The organism is Membranihabitans maritimus (assembly GCF_021729145.1).
Lineage (GTDB): Bacteria > Bacteroidota > Bacteroidia > Chitinophagales > Saprospiraceae > Membranihabitans > Membranihabitans maritimus.
In genome coordinates this window covers 110,394-128,559 of record NZ_JAJSLW010000015.1, presented here as the reverse complement: position 1 = coordinate 128,559, position 18,166 = coordinate 110,394, and the positions used below count along the sequence as shown (strand labels likewise).

General features: G+C 39.4%; 15 protein-coding genes. 8 read left to right on the top strand and 7 right to left on the bottom strand.

Features of this window, described 5'->3' with window-relative positions; genetic code table 11:
* Positions 1-265: 265 nt before the first annotated feature.
* The 4 genes from LVD47_RS17195 to LVD47_RS17180 all read left to right on the top strand — a co-directional run bounded on the left by LVD47_RS17195 (position 266) and on the right by LVD47_RS17180 (position 3,723).
* Positions 266-976 (top strand): DUF2490 domain-containing protein, encoded by a 711-nt coding sequence (locus LVD47_RS17195; protein ID WP_236979145.1) that lies wholly within the window; start codon positions 266-268, stop codon positions 974-976.
* 273 nt (positions 977-1,249) lie between these two features.
* On the top strand, positions 1,250-1,702 hold the full coding sequence (locus LVD47_RS17190) for a methyltransferase family protein (RefSeq protein WP_236979143.1): 453 nt from the start codon (positions 1,250-1,252) through the stop codon (positions 1,700-1,702).
* A gap of 19 nt (positions 1,703-1,721) precedes the next feature.
* Positions 1,722-3,038 carry an APC family permease gene (locus LVD47_RS17185; RefSeq protein WP_236979140.1) on the top strand — a complete coding sequence of 439 codons (1,317 nt, stop codon included), beginning with the start codon at positions 1,722-1,724 and terminating at the stop codon, positions 3,036-3,038.
* 1 nt (position 3,039) lies between these two features.
* Positions 3,040-3,723 (top strand): class I SAM-dependent methyltransferase, encoded by a 684-nt coding sequence (locus LVD47_RS17180; protein WP_236979138.1) that lies wholly within the window; start codon positions 3,040-3,042, stop codon positions 3,721-3,723.
* Positions 3,724-4,066: 343 nt separating this feature from the next.
* Here LVD47_RS17180 and LVD47_RS17175 read toward each other — a convergent pair whose 3' ends face one another.
* From LVD47_RS17175 to LVD47_RS17145, 7 genes are all read right to left on the bottom strand, one after another.
* Positions 4,067-6,235 carry a phosphocholine-specific phospholipase C gene (locus tag LVD47_RS17175; protein ID WP_439652029.1) on the bottom strand — a complete coding sequence of 723 codons (2,169 nt, stop codon included), beginning with the start codon at positions 6,233-6,235 and terminating at the stop codon, positions 4,067-4,069.
* A 495-nt stretch (positions 6,236-6,730) separates the two neighbouring features.
* Positions 6,731-7,249 (bottom strand): hypothetical protein, encoded by a 519-nt coding sequence (locus LVD47_RS17170; protein ID WP_236979134.1) that lies wholly within the window; start codon positions 7,247-7,249, stop codon positions 6,731-6,733.
* A 23-nt stretch (positions 7,250-7,272) separates the two neighbouring features.
* The gene (locus LVD47_RS17165; RefSeq protein WP_236979132.1) at positions 7,273-8,565 is read right to left on the bottom strand and encodes an ABC transporter permease; all 1,293 of its coding nucleotides are present in this window, start codon (positions 8,563-8,565) and stop codon (positions 7,273-7,275) included.
* Positions 8,562-9,251 (bottom strand): ABC transporter ATP-binding protein, encoded by a 690-nt coding sequence (locus LVD47_RS17160; protein ID WP_236979130.1) that lies wholly within the window; start codon positions 9,249-9,251, stop codon positions 8,562-8,564. Before LVD47_RS17160 ends, LVD47_RS17165 begins: the two co-directional genes overlap by 4 nt.
* On the bottom strand, positions 9,235-9,645 hold the full coding sequence (locus LVD47_RS17155) for a MerC domain-containing protein (RefSeq protein ID WP_236979127.1): 411 nt from the start codon (positions 9,643-9,645) through the stop codon (positions 9,235-9,237). Before LVD47_RS17155 ends, LVD47_RS17160 begins: the two co-directional genes overlap by 17 nt.
* 85 nt (positions 9,646-9,730) lie before the next feature.
* The gene (locus LVD47_RS17150) at positions 9,731-10,957 is read right to left on the bottom strand and encodes a GTP-binding protein (RefSeq protein ID WP_236979125.1); all 1,227 of its coding nucleotides are present in this window, start codon (positions 10,955-10,957) and stop codon (positions 9,731-9,733) included.
* Positions 10,958-11,040: 83 nt separating this feature from the next.
* On the bottom strand, positions 11,041-11,244 hold the full coding sequence (locus LVD47_RS17145; protein ID WP_236979123.1) for a hypothetical protein: 204 nt from the start codon (positions 11,242-11,244) through the stop codon (positions 11,041-11,043).
* Positions 11,245-11,573: 329 nt separating this feature from the next.
* On the opposite strand from LVD47_RS17145, the gene LVD47_RS17140 reads away from it, so the two are divergent.
* From LVD47_RS17140 to LVD47_RS17125, 4 genes are all read left to right on the top strand, one after another.
* Positions 11,574-13,160, top strand: coding sequence for a T9SS type B sorting domain-containing protein (locus LVD47_RS17140; RefSeq protein ID WP_236979121.1), 1,587 nt, complete (start codon positions 11,574-11,576; stop codon positions 13,158-13,160).
* Positions 13,161-13,246: 86 nt separating this feature from the next.
* A complete protein-coding gene (locus tag LVD47_RS17135) occupies positions 13,247-14,098 on the top strand; it encodes a sugar phosphate isomerase/epimerase family protein (protein ID WP_236979119.1) in 852 nt (283 codons plus the stop codon).
* A 162-nt stretch (positions 14,099-14,260) separates the two neighbouring features.
* Entirely contained in the window at positions 14,261-15,535 is a 1,275-nt protein-coding gene (locus tag LVD47_RS17130; RefSeq protein WP_236979118.1) for a hypothetical protein, read from the top strand.
* 180 nt (positions 15,536-15,715) lie between these two features.
* Positions 15,716-17,674, top strand: a complete 1,959-nt coding sequence (locus LVD47_RS17125; RefSeq protein WP_236979117.1) for a glycoside hydrolase family 97 protein — start codon at positions 15,716-15,718, stop codon at positions 17,672-17,674.
* Positions 17,675-18,166: the final 492 nt, after the last annotated feature.

The window sequence follows — 18,166 nt, the reverse complement described above, 5'->3', positions numbered from 1 at the left end:
TATTAACATTTTCTCCCGCTTGAGGGGGTCAATACTCCGGATTGACGGGGTCAGTATAAATCGGAACTAGGGGGTCAGTACGACCGGATTATACATTTTTTACACTCGTTCGACAATAATGGCAGAAACGTCCTCATTTCAATAATTATGTATTAACTCTATCCCAATTAATACAATAGTTATCGTAAATAATTGGTCCATATGTAACAATGGTCACAACCCTTCCTTTATTGAATACCTACATTTAAATGCGTAAATAGCTGAGATGTCGCGTATTATTGTTTTTCTTATATTTATTGGAAACTACTCCCTTGTTGCACAAAATAAGGACTACACTCATTTTAGTAGCTGGAATACACTTACTCTAAAATTTAATGTAAACGAAAAGCTATCTGTAAAATCTGAATTTAATTTCAGAAGGACCAATTTCTTAAAAGATTGGGAACAAATTGTATTGCGACCATCCATTCAATACCAAATACTCCCTTCGATAAAAAGTACTATAGGATATTCATTTATTCAAAACTATAGCTACTCAGACCATCTCTCGCCACTGGACACACGAGAAAATAATATTTGGCAACAATTATTTATAAATCAAAATTTCAAATATTTTGATATTTCCCACAGAATACGGTTTGAAGAACGCTATGGAGAAAAAGTATCCATAGAAAATCATATTCCATCGATCACAAGTGCAAAATACACCGGTAGATTAAGGTATCGCTTTATTGCTGCCATTCCAATATTTCAGGAAAAACAAATTTCAGCATTTCTTTATGACGAAGTCTTTCTTGATTTTGAGCGTACGTTTCAACCTAAACGACTCAACCAAAACTGGATATTTATCGGACTAATATATCGGAAAAGCGAACACCTTTCTATTAAATCCGGATATCACCACATTTCCATACCATCAGATACCAGAACAATACAGAATCACATTTGGGAAACAACTATTTTATACACCTTATAGGCAAAAAAGAACACAATGACATTAGCAATATAAACTTCTATCAAAACTATCAAATAATACTGCTATATAATGGGACCAATAATTTGTATATTTCACGATACAGGTTCATTAGAGAACGAGTCATACTTTTTAGCCCTATTGGGCTTCAGCATTAAACGTGAGGAAGAAAAAATGATTTTATTAAATACCTACTTTGGTTATGATCAATAAATATGGGGTATTGTATGGATACTATTGGGCTCCATATTATTCACCTTCTTTAATTTTAAAATCTTGAGTGAAAGGAAACTAACATATAAGGATTATGCCTTTGTATTTATTCAATTAACCCTATTTGTGGCTTATGGTTTGCCCGTAGGTATTCATTCTATCAACTTTCCTGATTGGCCTGGCTATGCCGGATTAGTAATTTTAGGATTGAGTATATTTCTGGGATTGATGGCATTGGCCCAACTAAATACCAGGCTCTCCCCTTTCCCCTCGCCCGTTTCAAACGGGAAGTTGATTACCACCGGAGCCTTTAAAATATCAAGGCATCCTATATATACCGCTTTAATTTTTTCGGGCTTTGGTTATGGACTATATAAGGAATCGTTATTTAAGGCTTTGATTGCCATTTTATTGTTTATTTTGTTTTATTTCAAATCAAAATTTGAAGAGAAGTTGCTTCTTCAAAAATTTCCCGAGTATAAAAATTATATGGAAAGTACACGGAGATTTATCTAGAAATAATGTTTTCAATTCAATGTCAAACAATTTTGAGAAATATAAAGTAACTACACTAACAGGGATTGCATTGGTAGTAGCCAATATGATTGGAACAGGTGCATTTACGAGTTTAGGATTTCAGATAAAAGATTTACACAATCCCACCATTATTCTCATACTGTGGATATTGGGTGGTATCATAGCCTTATCGGGAGCATTTAGTTATGCTGAAATTGGTACCCATATCAAAAGATCAGGCGGTGAGTATGCTTTTTTAACCAAGCTATTTCATCCTCTTATTGGGTATTTATCCGGATGGATTTCCATAACCGTTGGTTTTGCTGCACCGATTGCTTTGTCAGCTATGGCCTTTGTTGCTTATTTTCCCTATTACCATCTCCATCCAAAATTGACAAGTATAGTCTTAGTTGGATTAATTACTCTAATCCATACCAAAAGCCTGGATGTAAGTTCTAAGTTTCAGAATATTAGTACTTTTCTAAAAATTGCTTTGATTGTTTGTCTTATCTTAATTGGTATTTGGCAAGAACCTACCTTTCAAAATAGTGGATTCGTAAATAATTCCAACTATTCATACATAATTTCACCAGCATTTGCTGTGGCACTTATTTATGTCAGTTATTCCTATTCCGGTTGGAATGCCGCCGCATACATAACCGAAGAATTCAAAAACCCAAAGAAATCTTTACCCATTGCTTTGATAGGAGGCACTATATTGGTAACAATACTGTATACTTTATTGCAGTATGTCTTTTTAAAACACGTACCCATTGATGAATTAAAAGGGCAATTAAATGTAGGAACAATAGCAATAAACAGGATGCTTGGAGTAAATTATGGGAAATTATTGGGGCTGGCCATATCTATATTATTAATATCAGGGATAAGTGCTATGGTGTGGGTAGGGTCAAGGGTTACTTCGAGCATCGCTAAAGACCACAGGTTTTGGAATTACTTTAAAGTCCAAAAAAACAATATCCCTCAAAAAGCGCTATGGCTGCAATTTGCCATAAGTGCCTTATTGATTACAACTGGCACATTTGAACAAATATTAATCTATTGTGGCATTCTTTTAACCATATCTTCTATGACTACCGTTTTAGGAGTTTTTAAATTGCGATACCAACGAAAAGACACACCATCCGATAGATATAAAAGTCCTCTATTTCCCTTTTTCCAGATAGTATTTATTATCTTATCCTTATGGATGATTATTTATGCATTTATCAATAGCCCGTATGAAATCATTGTCGGTTTCCTCAATATTCTCCTAGGATTCATAACCTATTTATTGAGTGAACGCTTATACAATAACAATCAAAAAGCTAAATAAAATGACAACTAAAATTCTGTTTATAATAGCAAGCTTAATGGTTTCGGTTTTGGCATTTTCTCAACAAGAACACGGCCAAAAGCACAGGAAAGAACATAAGTCCAATTCAGCTAATGAACATATGCACCGGTCATCTGTCGATAATTTGATAAAACGGTTTGAATCACCACAACGCGATGCATACCAAAAGCCTGAAAAAGTTCTTGAATATCTTGGCAATATAAAGGGAAAAAAGATAATGGATATTGGAGCGGGCTCGGGATACTTTTCTGTTAAACTGGCAGAAAAAGGAGCACACGTAATTGCCGCCGATGTAAATGATGAATTCCAAACGGCGCTAAAAAAACGCATTGAAAATAATAAACTAAAAAATATAACGCTTCGGAAAATCCCCTATGACAGCCCAAACCTGAAGGATGCAGAAGTGGATATGGTATTCATTGTAAACACATATCACCATATAGAAAACCGAAGTGAATATTTTTCAAAAGTAAGAAAAGGGATAAAACAGGATGGTAAATTGCTCATTATTGATTTTTTTAAAACCGATATACCCGTAGGTCCACCCGTAGATCATAAAGTATCTATGGATGTTGTAATATCAGAACTTAAAAATGCAGGCTATTCACAATTTGAAGTCAATGTTGATTTGTTGCCCTATCAATATATTATCAATGCAAAATAATAAGGGCTTCCGGAATAAAAGGTAGAAGTATTTAAGAATTTATAGTATCCTTTGTTTTTTCCCAAAGACAAACTGGACGTAGTATTTTCAATTTCCGATCTTTTTAATAGTTTCAATTTTCAAGGTGCATCACAAAGCCGTATTACAAATTACTACTACAATGACAAACCGGATTCCCACAGATTTTCCCTTACAGTGCAATATCATTTGGGAGGAGAGTTACTTAGAGAAAAAACATCGAAGACCGATGAGGAATAGCGGTTATAAATTAAACTACATTACATTGAAATCCCGCCATCCGGACCTGGTGCGTAATGAAAACAAATCTGAGTGTCTGAACATATCATACCCCCATCGCAGGATCACTGATACTGTCTTTTCCCGTTTCCATACGTCCTGCGAACCGAAACAAGTATCTATCCCCGGATTCTAAAGAAAAATCATACCAATTACCACTTTTCTCCAGACTCCAATCCATAGAAAATGATCCTGAAGGTGGTAAGGTTTTGGTGCCAAAAGTATCGTATTGATAAGCGTTGTCCTTAAGATTAACTTCCAGTTTCACATCACTTTCATTGGTTGTTTTCAGGACAAGCTTCCCATTATCCTCCTCGTAGACGATTGTTGTCCGTAGGTGCGGATCAGTAATCTGACCTTTGTATTTGCGGAAAAAACCATTTGGACCAAAAACTTCCAGGTCAAAATCGCCCTTCTCTCCATACCCCAACCAATCATCAAACAATTCTTTACCCGCTTCTACGGTATAGCGCTTAGGGATCTGATCAAGCCGGTGCAGATCGTACACATGAAAAACCACACCGGCTGTTCCGGCATTGATAAATCTGAGCCGGATCGAATTATCCTCCGTAAATGCATAATCTACTTGCAATTTATAGGGCAGTGCACGGGAATATCGACTTCCCAATTCCTGATATAACGGGGCAGGTTGATCTGGCGGTCCGGCAATAGGGAGTGAGCGGGAAGCCTCATCCTTTGAGGCGTGATCGCTCGTGTCGGGCATGGCCGGGAAATGAGGATCATTAGGTGTTTTAAAATCAAAAGCTGAAACCAGGTCGCTGGCAACAGACCGGTGCCATGGACTGATAGCCGGAAGCGTTATACCGAATCTTTTTTCGATAAACTGCCCCACTGAGGTATGATCCGCTACTTCAGAATGTACCCATCCCCCTTTGGACCAGGGGGATACAATGTACAATGGGACCCTTGGACCAAACCCCCAGGGCCGGATAGATCCGGAAATCGTATCCCGTTCGTCGAGATACTGTCGGGAAGGAACATCTTCCCCTTCACGAAGTTTCTTCCGGGCTACCTCACTGTCAGATTGGTCCGAATTAAAATACATCCCCTTCAGATCGATAGTCGATTTACCCATCAGTCTGCCTTCCGCATCGTAAGACGGGACTGCCGGAGCAGGAATATGGTCGAATAATCCATCGTTCTCGTCAAAAGTCAGAAAAAATACCGTTTTACTCCACACTTCCGGATTGGAAGCCAATGCATCCAACACCTGATGTGTAAAATCACCTCCCCTGTAGGGGCTGGAAGGGGCTCCAGGATGTTCAGAATCGTCCTGAGAAGGTAATACCCAACTCACTGCGGGCAGGGAATTGTTTTCCACATGACTTCTCAGGTCGTCCAATGACCATTCTTTCATACCGTTCTCATAAATTGGCGACCCCGGTTTGGCGTTACGAAAACTCTCAAACGCCAGACATCCGTGCATTGCACCTGTCCAATTGTTGTTGGGATCCTGGTAAATCCTCCAGCTGATGCCGGCCTCTTCCAATACATCCGGGATGGTAGGCCAGGTGAGCGGATTCCCCTGGTAAGTATAACCCGGTTCCGGCATTGTGCCTTTTATCCAGCAACGCAAATTCACAGGTTCGGAATCCACATCGGTACAATTGATTCCTGCTGCCCGTTTTACAGGATCAAAATTGGAACCGGACCAAAACATGATTCGGTTGGGGTCGGTTCCCGTAGCAACCGAACAATGATGAGCATCCGACGCTGTGAATGCTTCCGCCAAGGCATATTGGAATGGAATTTCTTCCCGGGTATAATAAGCCATCGAATACGGGGTCTTATACAATGGCCAATAACCGTATTTCCCCTGATTCCAGGCAGCTTGCATATCGGGAAAATTATGTGGAGTCCCTTTTATAAAACCCGCATTGGAAGAATTTTTGTCTGCGTGGTACGGGGGAATGATTTTTTCCCCATCCGACTGATGAAAAGCCCTTTCTCCACTTTCCAGCGGTATAGGAAATCTGTCCCCATACCCCCGCATACCTCTCATTGTGCCAAAGTAATGATCAAAAGAACGGTTCTCCTGCATGAGAATCACTATGTGCTCCACGTCTTCAATAGATCCTTTGACATTATGCGCCTTTACAGCTAAAGCTTTCTGAATCAAATCGGACCAGGTCAGTGCACCAACTCCTGCGCTAGCAGAAATCTGAATAAATTTTCGACGGTCAATCATGGACATATTTACCTGAATAATTGTTGAACAACGAGCCAGATGAAGTTGATACAGTCCTCAGTCTCCAAACTTGCGTAATCCAACGTTATTAAAATTCTAACTATAACGCGTGTTCGACGAATAATGGTTTCTGCTTGTTTTCTACCCTGGGTTCCTCCCCAGGGTTAGAAATATTTCGCTCCTTCAGAGCTTTCAACTTTCCCATCGAACTGACGTAAATATAAGAAATCGACCTGATGATTGAAAGTCCAATTCGGTTGTCTTCAAAATCTTTCTGCACATAATCAACTTATTCCGGATTGTCCCCATTCTGCGTTCTTTTGAAGCTTATCCAATTGCCTATTGGTAAAAGTCCTTTAACCCTTTACGCTCTCCCTAACTGGAAAACTAGATCAATTAAGACTGAGATTTAAAGTAAGAAAAAAAACCGGCACAATTAATTGACTACAATTTATAGGTGTTATTTGGAATCGCTAACCTTTCTTTTGAATATCACTATATTTAATATTCTTCTACTTCTTTTGCCTCTTTCAATATATAGTAAAACTCTAAAGGATCGTCGTAATTCAACTTTAATTCCCCTTCAAAATAGAGATATTCATCAATTTCGTATTTCCTTTTCTGGTCTTTGAAATAAATACTCATAACGGAAGCAGGACTGGCCTGACCACAAAAAAAGCAAGAAGCGTAGGGATTGGCAGATAAGGCAATTGCCGTTCCCATTTCATCCAACGGGATGACAAATCCTTCCACTTCTACTCGTTTTCCGTCGAGTTTTTTAAGCTCTTCTGTGAATACAGGTGCCAACATTTCCATATCGGTTTCTTCGAAGTATTTTTCTTCATAATCGATAAACATTAAGGTAGTCCAGGGTACTTTGACTATTTCCCGGATCTCATCAGCTGGAATATTCTGATTAGTGCTGTAATCCCCTGCATGAAACCGGAAAGGAACTATAAATACCACAATCTGCCACATTATCAGGGTACCTACCAGTCCAAAATTTAAAATGGGTATCATATATTTTCAATAATTTTCATGAATTAATTTTCTGCCAGGACACGGGATACATTCATTCTCATAGCACGTATGGCCGGGAGCAATGTAGCTAATATCCCCACCCCTATCGTCAGTAAAAAAATCCAGGCCTCGCTGCTATGGTAATATGAAGAGAATACCATATGAAAGTCAGCCGACGCCTTTTTATTAATAAACCACAAGCCGGCCCGTGACAGGAATACCCCCAGGAAATACCCGGAAATCGAAAGGATTATACCTTCCCAAAGTAACAAGTATAACAAACGTACCGGACGATATCCTACTGCCCGAAGCAATGCCAATTCATATTTCCGGTCCTCCATGCGATTGTAGAGAATAAAGAAAATACTAAATCCGGAAATAAGCATTATCCCACCGGCTATCATGCGGAGAGTAGTAGCTCCGATACCAATTAAGGAAAATAACCGGTTGATCTCCATGCCAGGATTGACGGCTTGCATGGAAGTCTGCTCATTTATGGTTCGGGGCATATTGAGCAAGGCCATTTTGGTTTTGAAATTCATAAGAACGGCCGTAATATCCATGCTATCCGCAATGATCTTCTCTTCGTGATTATCGTGACCGGGTTCATGGCTTTCAGGATGATCGTGCTGATGACTTTCATGATGTTCTTCATCATGGTGGTGTTCTTCATGTGAAGGCTCCTTTGACCCTCCATCCTGTTGTGAAGAATGGACCCTCCATACACTGGGAATATTGGTAAGGACAAGATTATCTATCACACTATGGTTGGACCGGAGAATACCCTCTACGGTGTATTTGTGATCCTCGTGGAGGTGGCCGCCTTCCACATCACCGTGTGTCCCCACAAACGTATCACCAATTTTCAATCCTGAAGCCACAGCCACATTCGCACCTAATATGGCTTCCATGTCTTTGTCAAACCAATTACCGGCCTCCAGTTCCGCATCATATTTTTGCAAATAGGCTTGTTCTGTGCCCAGGATACGGTAACCATTGTAGGAGTCGCCATAAGCCAGCGGGATAGCCTGTTCTACAATGGGACTATTCATAATTTTCTTTGCCTCTGCCAGCTTTATATTACCCGTAGGTGCATCTACATGATAGAGAGCGGATAAAACCAGTTGTAACGGGCTTCCCTTGGCCCCCATTACCAAATCAATGTCCCGCAGGTCATTCTGAAACTTTTCTTCGATATCCTTTTGCAAAATGACAATCAGGGTAATAATGCTTACACTAAAGGTCAATAATGCCAGGCATAATACGGTATTCAAAGGTTTGTATCCAATATTTTTTAAAGCAATTTTTCGTATCATGGTTTCTCTGTAACATTCAAGGTCATATCGGAAAGATCCAATTCATTTTCGACTTCTTTTCGAATACGTTCATCATGCGTGCAAATGATTAGGACGGCATTTAGTTGTCGTGCTTTTCGGATCAGTAGTTCTATCACTGCCGCACAGTTTTTATTGTCCAAAGCACTGGTAGGTTCATCGGCCAAAATGAGTTTAGGGCGGTTCATCAGTGCCCGGATAATACTTACACGCTGTTGTTCTCCCGAACTCAACCGGGAAGGTAATTTATTAAGTAACCCGGACAGGTTCAATTCCTGAATGGATGATTCCAATGCCGAAAGGGGTTGCTTCATATGGGAGAGGTACGGAGATATTCTTAAATTTTCATAAACAGTCAACGCTTCTATAAAATGTGGCTGCTGGAATATCATACCAATATTCTGTCCGCGAAATCGATCGCATGCTGCGGGATTGAGCGTAGAAATATTCTTTCCGTCTAATACTACTGATCCGCCATCCGGATTAAGTAAGCCGGACAACAGATGTAAGAATGTCGTTTTACCACACCCGGAGTCGCCGAGAATAAGAAGGGGATTGTCCGAAGTTACTTCCAGGTCCGGGAAGTTCAATTGTTCTTCCCCCGGGTAAGCAAAAAACAAACCTTCTACCCGTAATGCGGAATGGTTCATTTCACTTTTCATCTGCATTGTGGTTATGAATTTTGTTGCGGAAATTGAATACATGGGCGACAATCAATCCCAGTGATCCCGTATACATAATAAAGCTCCCGGGACTTACGTGATAGTGTTCCATAATCAGTCCAATGGCCAAAAGAATCCAGGTAGCCCAAAGAAATACTTTTATATTTCTATTGGTTTGGCAACGGGATGATAACCACACTGCTATCAATCCTGAAATTAGAAATATTAAATCCAATGCATGCCAATACCAAGGGCCGTGGCTATGCTGAGTTTCGGCGATCGCCTTTCCAAAAAAAGGGGTGATGGCAAATAAAAATGGCGTAGCTGCGCAGTGTATAGCACATAGGCCACTGGCAACAATACCTATAAAATCAGATTTACCTTTGAATATTAGCTCCATGCCTTTACATTTTACTAAGTGAATTGATTTTCAATTGATTAATTATTTTCGTTTTTTTACCCTACAAACCCTGGCTTCAAAAGTGCTAATTGATTTTCTGTTTCAAGGGATATATTCGTTGGACCGGCCAAGGGTCGGGTTGACCGGTTTCCCATTCAATGGAATCAATTTCATAGGGTCGGCAAAGACATCTTTCCAATTGGGTTTTGATTTCATCAACATTCATATCCTGTCCGATGAAAACCAATTCGTTTTTACGGTCCCCAAAGGTGGAATCCCAATTTTCCTCAATGCGTTCTCTATTTTGTAAAAACACCGGATATTTCATTCTTTCATCCATCTGCATGCTACCCCACCACAATCCGGCACTATCAGCTCGCAATGAACCTCCGGCCTGGCTCCATACCAGGGCCTGGTCTGGTCGGGATGAGACCCAGAATAACCCTTTACTTCGAATAATATTCACCGGAAAGCCGGTTTGTATATACTTCCAAAACCGATCGACATGGAATGGACGGGAGTCACGGAATACAAATGAACCGATACCATATTCTTCCGTTTCAGGGTTATGTTCTTCTTTTTCCAGTTCAGCCAGCCATCCCGCGCTTTGTTCGGCTTCATAGAAGTCAAAAAGTCCCGTTCCCATGATTTCCCCGGGGTCAATTCTCCCGTACGATGTCTCTATGAGTCTGGCTCCGGGATTGAGCTTTTGTAGTGCTGATTTTAGTAAATTGAGTTTTCCGGGGCTAGTTAAGTCCGTTTTATTAATTACAATGACATTAGCGAATTCGATCTGGTCGGTCAGCAAATTGACGATAGTACGGAAATCGCCTTCTACATCATTCAGACTGCGGTCGGTAAGGGTGTCCGCACTTCCAAAATCTTTGAAAAAATTATAGGAATCCACAACCGTAACCATGCAATCAATATAACTCATTTGGCTCAGGTCAACCCCCAAAAGGTCATCCTGATATGTAAAAGTTTGAGCTACAGGGATGGGCTCTGAAATTCCGGTACTTTCGATTAGTAAATAATCAAACCTCCTTTCTTCGGCCAATCGTTGCACTTCGATAATAAGATCTTCCCTCAGTGTGCAACAAATGCAACCATTACTTAATTCCACGAGCTTTTCTTCGGTACGGGAAAGCACATTTTCATTTTCGACAAACTGCGCGTCTATATTGACCTCGCTCATATCATTCACGATCACGGCAACTTTCATACCTGATTTATTGTGAAGTATATGATTGAGAAGAGTGGTTTTTCCTGCTCCCAGGAATCCACTAAGCACGGTTACAGGTAATTTTTTCATAATTTACATTTCTTTATGATTTAATTCCTCAGGAAATATCCGATCAATATCCTCAGGAATCAAGTAGATAATTAATTAAAGAATTAAGCATTTTTCACTACCCGGCTATACCATCGCACGACATTTCGCCAATGGATAATACCGTAATGTTGTATAAATACTTTTGCTTCTTGTTGTGATGCGTCTTTCAAGGTTTCTAATCTTTTACGAGCAAAATCCGGGGTTAATTCAATTTTACATTTCTCAGTGATACAATATTTCCAATCTTCAAATGTCCTGGGGATCATAGGTCAAAATTTAATATTAAAAAATAAGGGAGCTTTTTGACTATAAACGATATGCTCCCTTATGCTAACCAATGTGTCCAATAGTGATTTTACTTAATTGGTCTTTTAGGCTTTCTATTTGCGACTCCTCATTATGGTCATTACCAATACAAAGATAGCAACAATTTGATCAAATGCAACAATGTTGCAATAAATAAATTTACTTTTTTTAAAGCCCCTGTAATTTTTCAATTTAAATATCGATGAATCTTCGTATATTATATGCTTGCTAAATGAATGACCCTGCCATTTAGCTTTTCAATTTTGATCATCATCGCAATACCCGAAAAATGTGGTGTAAAATCATTCATATATTCCTGTTTTTTATATTTTTGAATGCCCCGGTTCATTCGTGGGGTCAGGTCAATACAGGAGAAATATGCGATAACGGTATCGACGATAATGAAGACGGCCTCATCGACCTCAATGATCCGGATTGTGATTGTCAGACGTCTGTACCCCCATCCCATATTCCTAATCCATCTTTCGAAGAAATCGATTGTTGTCCATCTGGTAATTCTCAACTGAATTGTGCAAAAACCTGGATTCAGGCTTCTGAAGCCACCACGGATTATATGAATCGATGTGGATATTTTGAAAGAGATCAATTCCCCCTTCCCAAACCCATCCCGGACGGGGATGCCTATATCGGGTTTCGCAATGGTCGATTTACGAGGAATCCGGAGCCTAATTGGAAAGAATATACCGGCGCCTGCCTCAACTCCCCATTGGAAGCAGGCACACAATATACCTTTCAATTTCATATCGGATTTGTCGACAGGAATATATCCCCTCCAATGGATGTGGTTTTGTATGGAACTACAGATTGCAAAAATTTACCTTTTGGCGTAGGTGATCGTTCCTATGGATGCCCTACGAACGGATCAGGATGGAAAGTGTTGGGAAAAGTATATGTAAGCGGGAGTCAGGAATGGAGACGATATGAAATCACCACAACACCTGCGGAAGATATCGCAGCAATAGCTATAGGTCCTGACTGTATTGAATTGGACCTTTCTGTGAATCCATATTATTTTCTAGATAACCTCATACTGGCTAATTCCCAATTATTTGGTCCTACAATTGAAAAAATAGGACACCCCTGTAACCCGGAATTTGGCTTACTCGCATCCGAACGTCAAAACGTTGATTACCAATGGTACCGTGACGGGATAGCAATAGTAGGTGCAACAGATAGATTTTTACAGTTTGACCAGCGGGAAGGGAAGTATCAGGTCATGATTATGACTGGGGGAAACTGTGTACTTTCTGCCCCCTATGACTATATCATTCCTACATTTGAAACTCAGACCCGTAAAATAATTTGTCCTGACGCTACTTTCGCATTCGGCGAAATGGATCTCAATAGATCCGGCTCATATACTCATACTTTTACCACCCGTGATGGCTGTGATAGCACTGTGCACATGGATCTCACAGTGTTGACCGAATCCGTCGATACGGTACAAGAATATTTTTTTAAAGGAGAAACGTTTGAAATGGGCCCATATAGGTTCAATTCACCTACAGCTTCTACCTTTCCTCTTGTATCTTCTATCGGATGTGATAGCCTCGTACATTTGATTTTAGATGAATACGACATTTATATTCCCAATGCTTTTTCTCCTAACGGAGATGGGTTAAATGATACTTTTACAATTTACGGTAATGATGCTTTAATCAAAGTTCAATCAATGCGCATTTTTGACCGGTGGGGCAACAGGGTTTATCAACAAGACGAGACACAACCTGTCAACTGGAATGGAACGAATAATGGGAAACAAATGGAAAGTGGGGTATATGGCTATCTACTTGATTTGATTTTATATGATGGGAGTATTAAAGTATTATCCGGAGACATTACTTTATTGAGATAGTTTTATATTAATGAGTTGTATTTACCTAAGTATTAATAATCAAATTGTAAGTATTTTCGTAAATTCCGATTCAAAATTAAAATAACATGGAAAACAACCGACGAGATTTCTTTAAAAAATCAGGATGGAAGATAACAGCTCTGGCAGCAACCCCTTACCTTTTACCTTCACAAATTGCAAGTTCTAAAAAACCTTCCCAAAACAGGAAAATATCTTATGAACTGGGTATGGCTGGGTATACCTTTGTAAAATTCCCCCTGAATGATGCGTTGGAAATGACTCAACGGGTCGGTATCAACTATCTATGCATCAAAGATTTTCACCTCCCTATGGATAGTTCAGATAAACAAATAGCCGATTTCCATGCCAAGTGCGAAAAGCACAATATTAAAGGCTATGCCGTAGGACCAATATACATGAAGTCCGAAGAGGAAGTTAACAAGGCATTTGACTATGCTCAAAAAGTAGGAGTGCAACTTATTATAGGAGTACCAAACTATGACCTACTTCCCTTAGTAGATGAAAAGGTAAAAGAATACGGCTTCCAGGTTGCCATCCACAATCACGGTCCTGGGGACGACCTATACCCCACCCCGGAAGTCATTTATGAAAAAGTAAAAAAATTTGACCGCAGAATTGGCATTTGCCACGACGTAGGTCATACCCGCAGATATGGCAAAGACCCTGTGGCCATGACAATGGCATATGGGGACCGCATATATGATATGCATATCAAAGATGTAACAGAACCAACAGCCAAAGGCAGGTCTTGTGAAATGGGACGTGGTGTGATTGATTTCCCCTCCCTGTTCGCTGCTATCGCCAAGACCGGATATGCCGGAAAATGCAGTATCGAATTTGAAAAAGACAATACGGATCCACTAGCGGGAATAGCAGAATGTGTAGGATATTACAATGCTATAGAAGATTCAATGTAATATTAAATAGTATTCTTTTAACTTACTAAGTACGATTCTTTATCTGTATTTGGATTCTTTTCTTATACCCAGACGGAATCTGTATCAATTTTTCATCGAAAATAATAAAAATCACAATTCGAATATAGATCCATTTTTATTAAATTTGATCAAACAATAAAAATGGATTCATCGGCAATAACTTCGCACTGGGGGTTGACTAAGAAAATAGCTTTCAGATTTGTGTTTATTTTCTTTGTATTATTTATTGCTATTCAAAACAATGGTGCATTTCCTTTCTGGTATATAATAATAAAGTATCCAACGGAACTGCTGCATACAATCATCCCCTGGATAGGCAAACACATTCTTCATCTTCCATACGATATTACCGTCTTTACGAATGGCAGTGGTGATACAACATACGATTACGTTATACTTATTACCATTTTGATAATTTCACTTTTGGGAACGGTCCTGTGGTCGGTGTTGGATAAAAGTCGGGAAAATTACGATAAACTATATTACTGGCTCACCGTCGTTGTCCGATTCTATGTAGGATTAATGCTAATTAATTATGGATTTGCAAAAATTATTAAGTTCCAATTCCCCGATCCTGCCATGCACAGGTTAATCCAAAATTATGGAGACTCTTCCCCTATGGGATTAGCATGGACTTTTTTGGGATTCTCAAAAGGGTATAATATTTTTATGGGAATTGCCGAGATAGCAGCTGTCTTTTTATTATTTAGGCGGACTATGACGTTCGGGGCAATTATTACACTTATGACTACAGCTAATATCATGGCGATAAACTACTTCTATGATGTCCCGGTTAAAATGGTTTCTACCGCTTTGGTCGTTATGACTTTATTCCTTTTGTTAAACGATGCAAGACATTTGTTCAAATTCTTTTTTACCGGCAATGCTGTATCACTACCAATTATTAAGGCCCCGGAAATTAGAAAGAAATGGATAAAAACCACAAAATTAGGCATTAAAACCGTAGTGATAGGTTATTACTTAATTTCAGGAATCGTAATATATTCAAATAACCAGAAAAAGGTTCCAATACCAAAGTTATACGGACTTTACGATGTCGATACATTCATTATAAATAACGACACTTTACCTCCATTAAAGACCGATCTTAAAAGGTGGGATCAATTTATTATCGATAAGGGAAGTGCAGCAAGAATCATTTATATGAATAAGCGACAAATCCCCTTCCGATCCCAAATAATTGATACTGGTGATCCGGGTACAATAGAATTAACTTCCGGAGATGATTCACCGATGGAATATTCCTTCAAGTATACGATTCCCGATTCCAACAGACTACATTTATCCGGCAAATTGATATCGGGAGATTCCGTGAAAATTTATATGACTCGCAGAGATTTTGAATTAATCAATAGAGGATTCAATTGGATAAATGAAAGACCCTATAACAGATAAATTGAGGCATAATATTCATTATTCTCGCCCCATATTTATCCTCACTATATGGCTGCTCAAAGCCATATACTATTCATTGATTGAAATTAGATCTTTTTCTTACTGAATTTTAGTACAAAATACTTATATATATCATTAACTTCGGATATAAACAGCTCAAATTACATTAAAACCACAACCATGAAAAAACCGCTCCTTCTTTTCATTCTGGCTTTTTTCGCTCATACAATTTATTCACAGAATTTCTCCCTGACCTCTATTGACGGAAAAACAAAAGTATCCATATCTATTGACGATTTTATCACCTGGAAAGTAGAGAAATACGGAAAAGCCGTTTTGCCGGAGGTAAATATTGATCTAAAAGTCAATGGCCATCTTCTGAGTAAAAACCTCAAAATCGGAAGAGAAAATACAGTAGTAGTTGAGGAAGAGTTTCCTGCCTTCCTGCCCCTAAAAAGCAGTACAGTACTAAATCACTTTAAAGAATTACAATTAACTTTCGAAAATAATTTTCGACTGGATTTTCGAGTATATAATAATGCCGTTGCATACAGGTTTTCCACTTCTTTTGACCGAACTATTGAGGTAGACGAAGAAGTGATGAACGTACATTTTCCCAATGGGACAACCTCTTTTTTTCCCCTGGAAGAATCGACCTACTCCCATTATGAACGAAGCTATATCACTACCAAAATAGATACATTAAAAAACAATCAATTTGGCTCATTGCCTATATTGTTTGACGAACAAAACGATGTAAAAATATTATTCTCCGAAGCCGATGTTTTTGATTATCCCCAGCTATTTCTCAAAGGATCTGCTGGCAATCATTTGTCAGCTATGCACCCCAAAGCAGTAGCTGAAACCATTCCACAGGAAGGGAGCGGTGGCGACAGGAATGTCATCATTACAGAAGAACATCCATACATTGCCAGGACGGAAGGCACACGAAATTTTCCCTGGCGATTTTTCGTTATCACTGATGACGACACTGAGTTTATAGAACAGAATCTGGTGTTACAACTCTCCCGTGAAAGCCAATTGAAAGATATTTCCTGGATACGTCCCGGGAAAGTAGCGTGGGATTGGTGGAATGCCAACAATGTTTTCGACGTGGATTTTGAATCAGGACTCAATACAGAAACCTATAAGTACTATATTGATTTCGCTTCGGAATACGGTCTAGAATACGTTATCCTGGACGAAGGATGGACTAAATCTACTACAGAAATTTTGGCTTTCAATCCCGATATAGAAGTTCAGGAACTGATTCGGTACGGCAATGAAAAAAATGTACGGATCATTCTTTGGTGCCTTTGGAAACCACTGGATGAGAATATGGAAGAAATTCTCGACACGTATGCCAAATGGGGCGCTGCGGGGATCAAAGTAGATTTTATGCAACGAGGGGACCAATACATGACAAAATCGTACGAAATCATTGCCCGGGAATGCGCAGAAAGAAAATTGTTGGTTGACTTCCATGGGGCGTTTAAACCCGGGGGCCTGCGAAAAGCGTTTCCTAATATTATCAGTTATGAAGGGGTAAAAGGTAATGAGCACCACAAATGGTCTCATGACATCACCCCCACTCACAATACGATTTTACCCTTTGTAAGAATGGCAGTCGGACCGATGGATTACACCCCGGGTGCGATGCACAACACTACCATAGAAAACCATTTCATCAATTTTGACCGCCCCATGAGCATGGGAACCCGAGCCCACCAGATAGCACTGTATACTATTTTTGAATCTGCACTTCAAATGCTTTGTGATACACCTTCCGCTTACTATAAGAATAAAGAAACGATCGAATATATAAGTCAAATTCCCACTATATGGGATGAGACCATCGCCCTTCAGGGAGAAACCGGCGAATATGTAGTAATCGCCCGTCGAAAAGATACAAAATGGTATGTGGGTGCTATTACTAATAATGAATCCCGGCATCTTGAACTTGATCTTTCTTTTTTACCATCCGGGGAATATAACGCCACGATTTACAGGGACGGTATCAATGCTAAAAAATACCCGGAAGATTTCACAATCGAAGAAAAAGCAGTTAATTCATCTACTTCTTTGACGATGAATTTGCAAAATGGCGGGGGATGGAGTGCTATATTAGTGAAAAAATAATTTCCGAAACTGCATGAGGTTTAAAGCTTTCGACAATCTAGTGGGTCCAACACTAAGTTGCTATGCTATAAGTCGCAGATATTTTTGTACAAATCAAGGCGGCGTTGAAGGAAGATAGCTGGGGTTCTCTGACTGAAGCACAATCCCGAATTCCGCATGTCTGCGGAGCGGAAAGATGCCCATAAAGATCAAGACTTGGTACTCATATGAATTTAGTAGTTGATGCACTAGCCTCTGTAAGGACTCAATTAGCGAAATTAGTACCCCCCTCACTCTAGAGTCATTGAATTCGGATGTGGCGCCGGGGATCTCCCTTTTTAAACTTTCGCCGATTATTCATTCTGGACTGGACATCGGTTGCTCAAAAAAAGTAATCACCCAAGCCCAAAACAATCAAAATATAAATGGTATTTCCAATTTGAATTTTCAATGTCAAATGCAGAATCAGAAGTTTGGAACTCCAGAGCGTTACACTATTTCTATTGCCAGTTT

What these genes read in the sequence shown, in the direction of transcription:
- LVD47_RS17195 (WP_236979145.1), top strand. Translation starts at nt 266, where the DNA reads ATGTCGCGTATTATTGTTTTTCTTATATTTATTGGAAACTACTCCCTT.
- LVD47_RS17185 (WP_236979140.1), top strand. Translation starts at nt 1,722, where the DNA reads ATGTCAAACAATTTTGAGAAATATAAAGTAACTACACTAACAGGGATT.
- LVD47_RS17180 (WP_236979138.1), top strand. Translation starts at nt 3,040, where the DNA reads ATGACAACTAAAATTCTGTTTATAATAGCAAGCTTAATGGTTTCGGTT.
- LVD47_RS17175 (WP_439652029.1), bottom strand. Translation starts at nt 6,235, where the DNA reads ATGTCCATGATTGACCGTCGAAAATTTATTCAGATTTCTGCTAGCGCA.
- LVD47_RS17170 (WP_236979134.1), bottom strand. Translation starts at nt 7,249, where the DNA reads ATGATACCCATTTTAAATTTTGGACTGGTAGGTACCCTGATAATGTGG.
- LVD47_RS17165 (WP_236979132.1), bottom strand. Translation starts at nt 8,565, where the DNA reads ATGATACGAAAAATTGCTTTAAAAAATATTGGATACAAACCTTTGAAT.
- LVD47_RS17160 (WP_236979130.1), bottom strand. Translation starts at nt 9,251, where the DNA reads ATGCAGATGAAAAGTGAAATGAACCATTCCGCATTACGGGTAGAAGGT.
- LVD47_RS17155 (WP_236979127.1), bottom strand. Translation starts at nt 9,645, where the DNA reads ATGGAGCTAATATTCAAAGGTAAATCTGATTTTATAGGTATTGTTGCC.
- LVD47_RS17150 (WP_236979125.1), bottom strand. Translation starts at nt 10,957, where the DNA reads ATGAAAAAATTACCTGTAACCGTGCTTAGTGGATTCCTGGGAGCAGGA.
- LVD47_RS17145 (WP_236979123.1), bottom strand. Translation starts at nt 11,244, where the DNA reads ATGATCCCCAGGACATTTGAAGATTGGAAATATTGTATCACTGAGAAA.
- LVD47_RS17140 (WP_236979121.1), top strand. Translation starts at nt 11,574, where the DNA reads ATGTGGTGTAAAATCATTCATATATTCCTGTTTTTTATATTTTTGAAT.
- LVD47_RS17135 (WP_236979119.1), top strand. Translation starts at nt 13,247, where the DNA reads ATGGAAAACAACCGACGAGATTTCTTTAAAAAATCAGGATGGAAGATA.
- LVD47_RS17130 (WP_236979118.1), top strand. Translation starts at nt 14,261, where the DNA reads ATGGATTCATCGGCAATAACTTCGCACTGGGGGTTGACTAAGAAAATA.
- LVD47_RS17125 (WP_236979117.1), top strand. Translation starts at nt 15,716, where the DNA reads ATGAAAAAACCGCTCCTTCTTTTCATTCTGGCTTTTTTCGCTCATACA.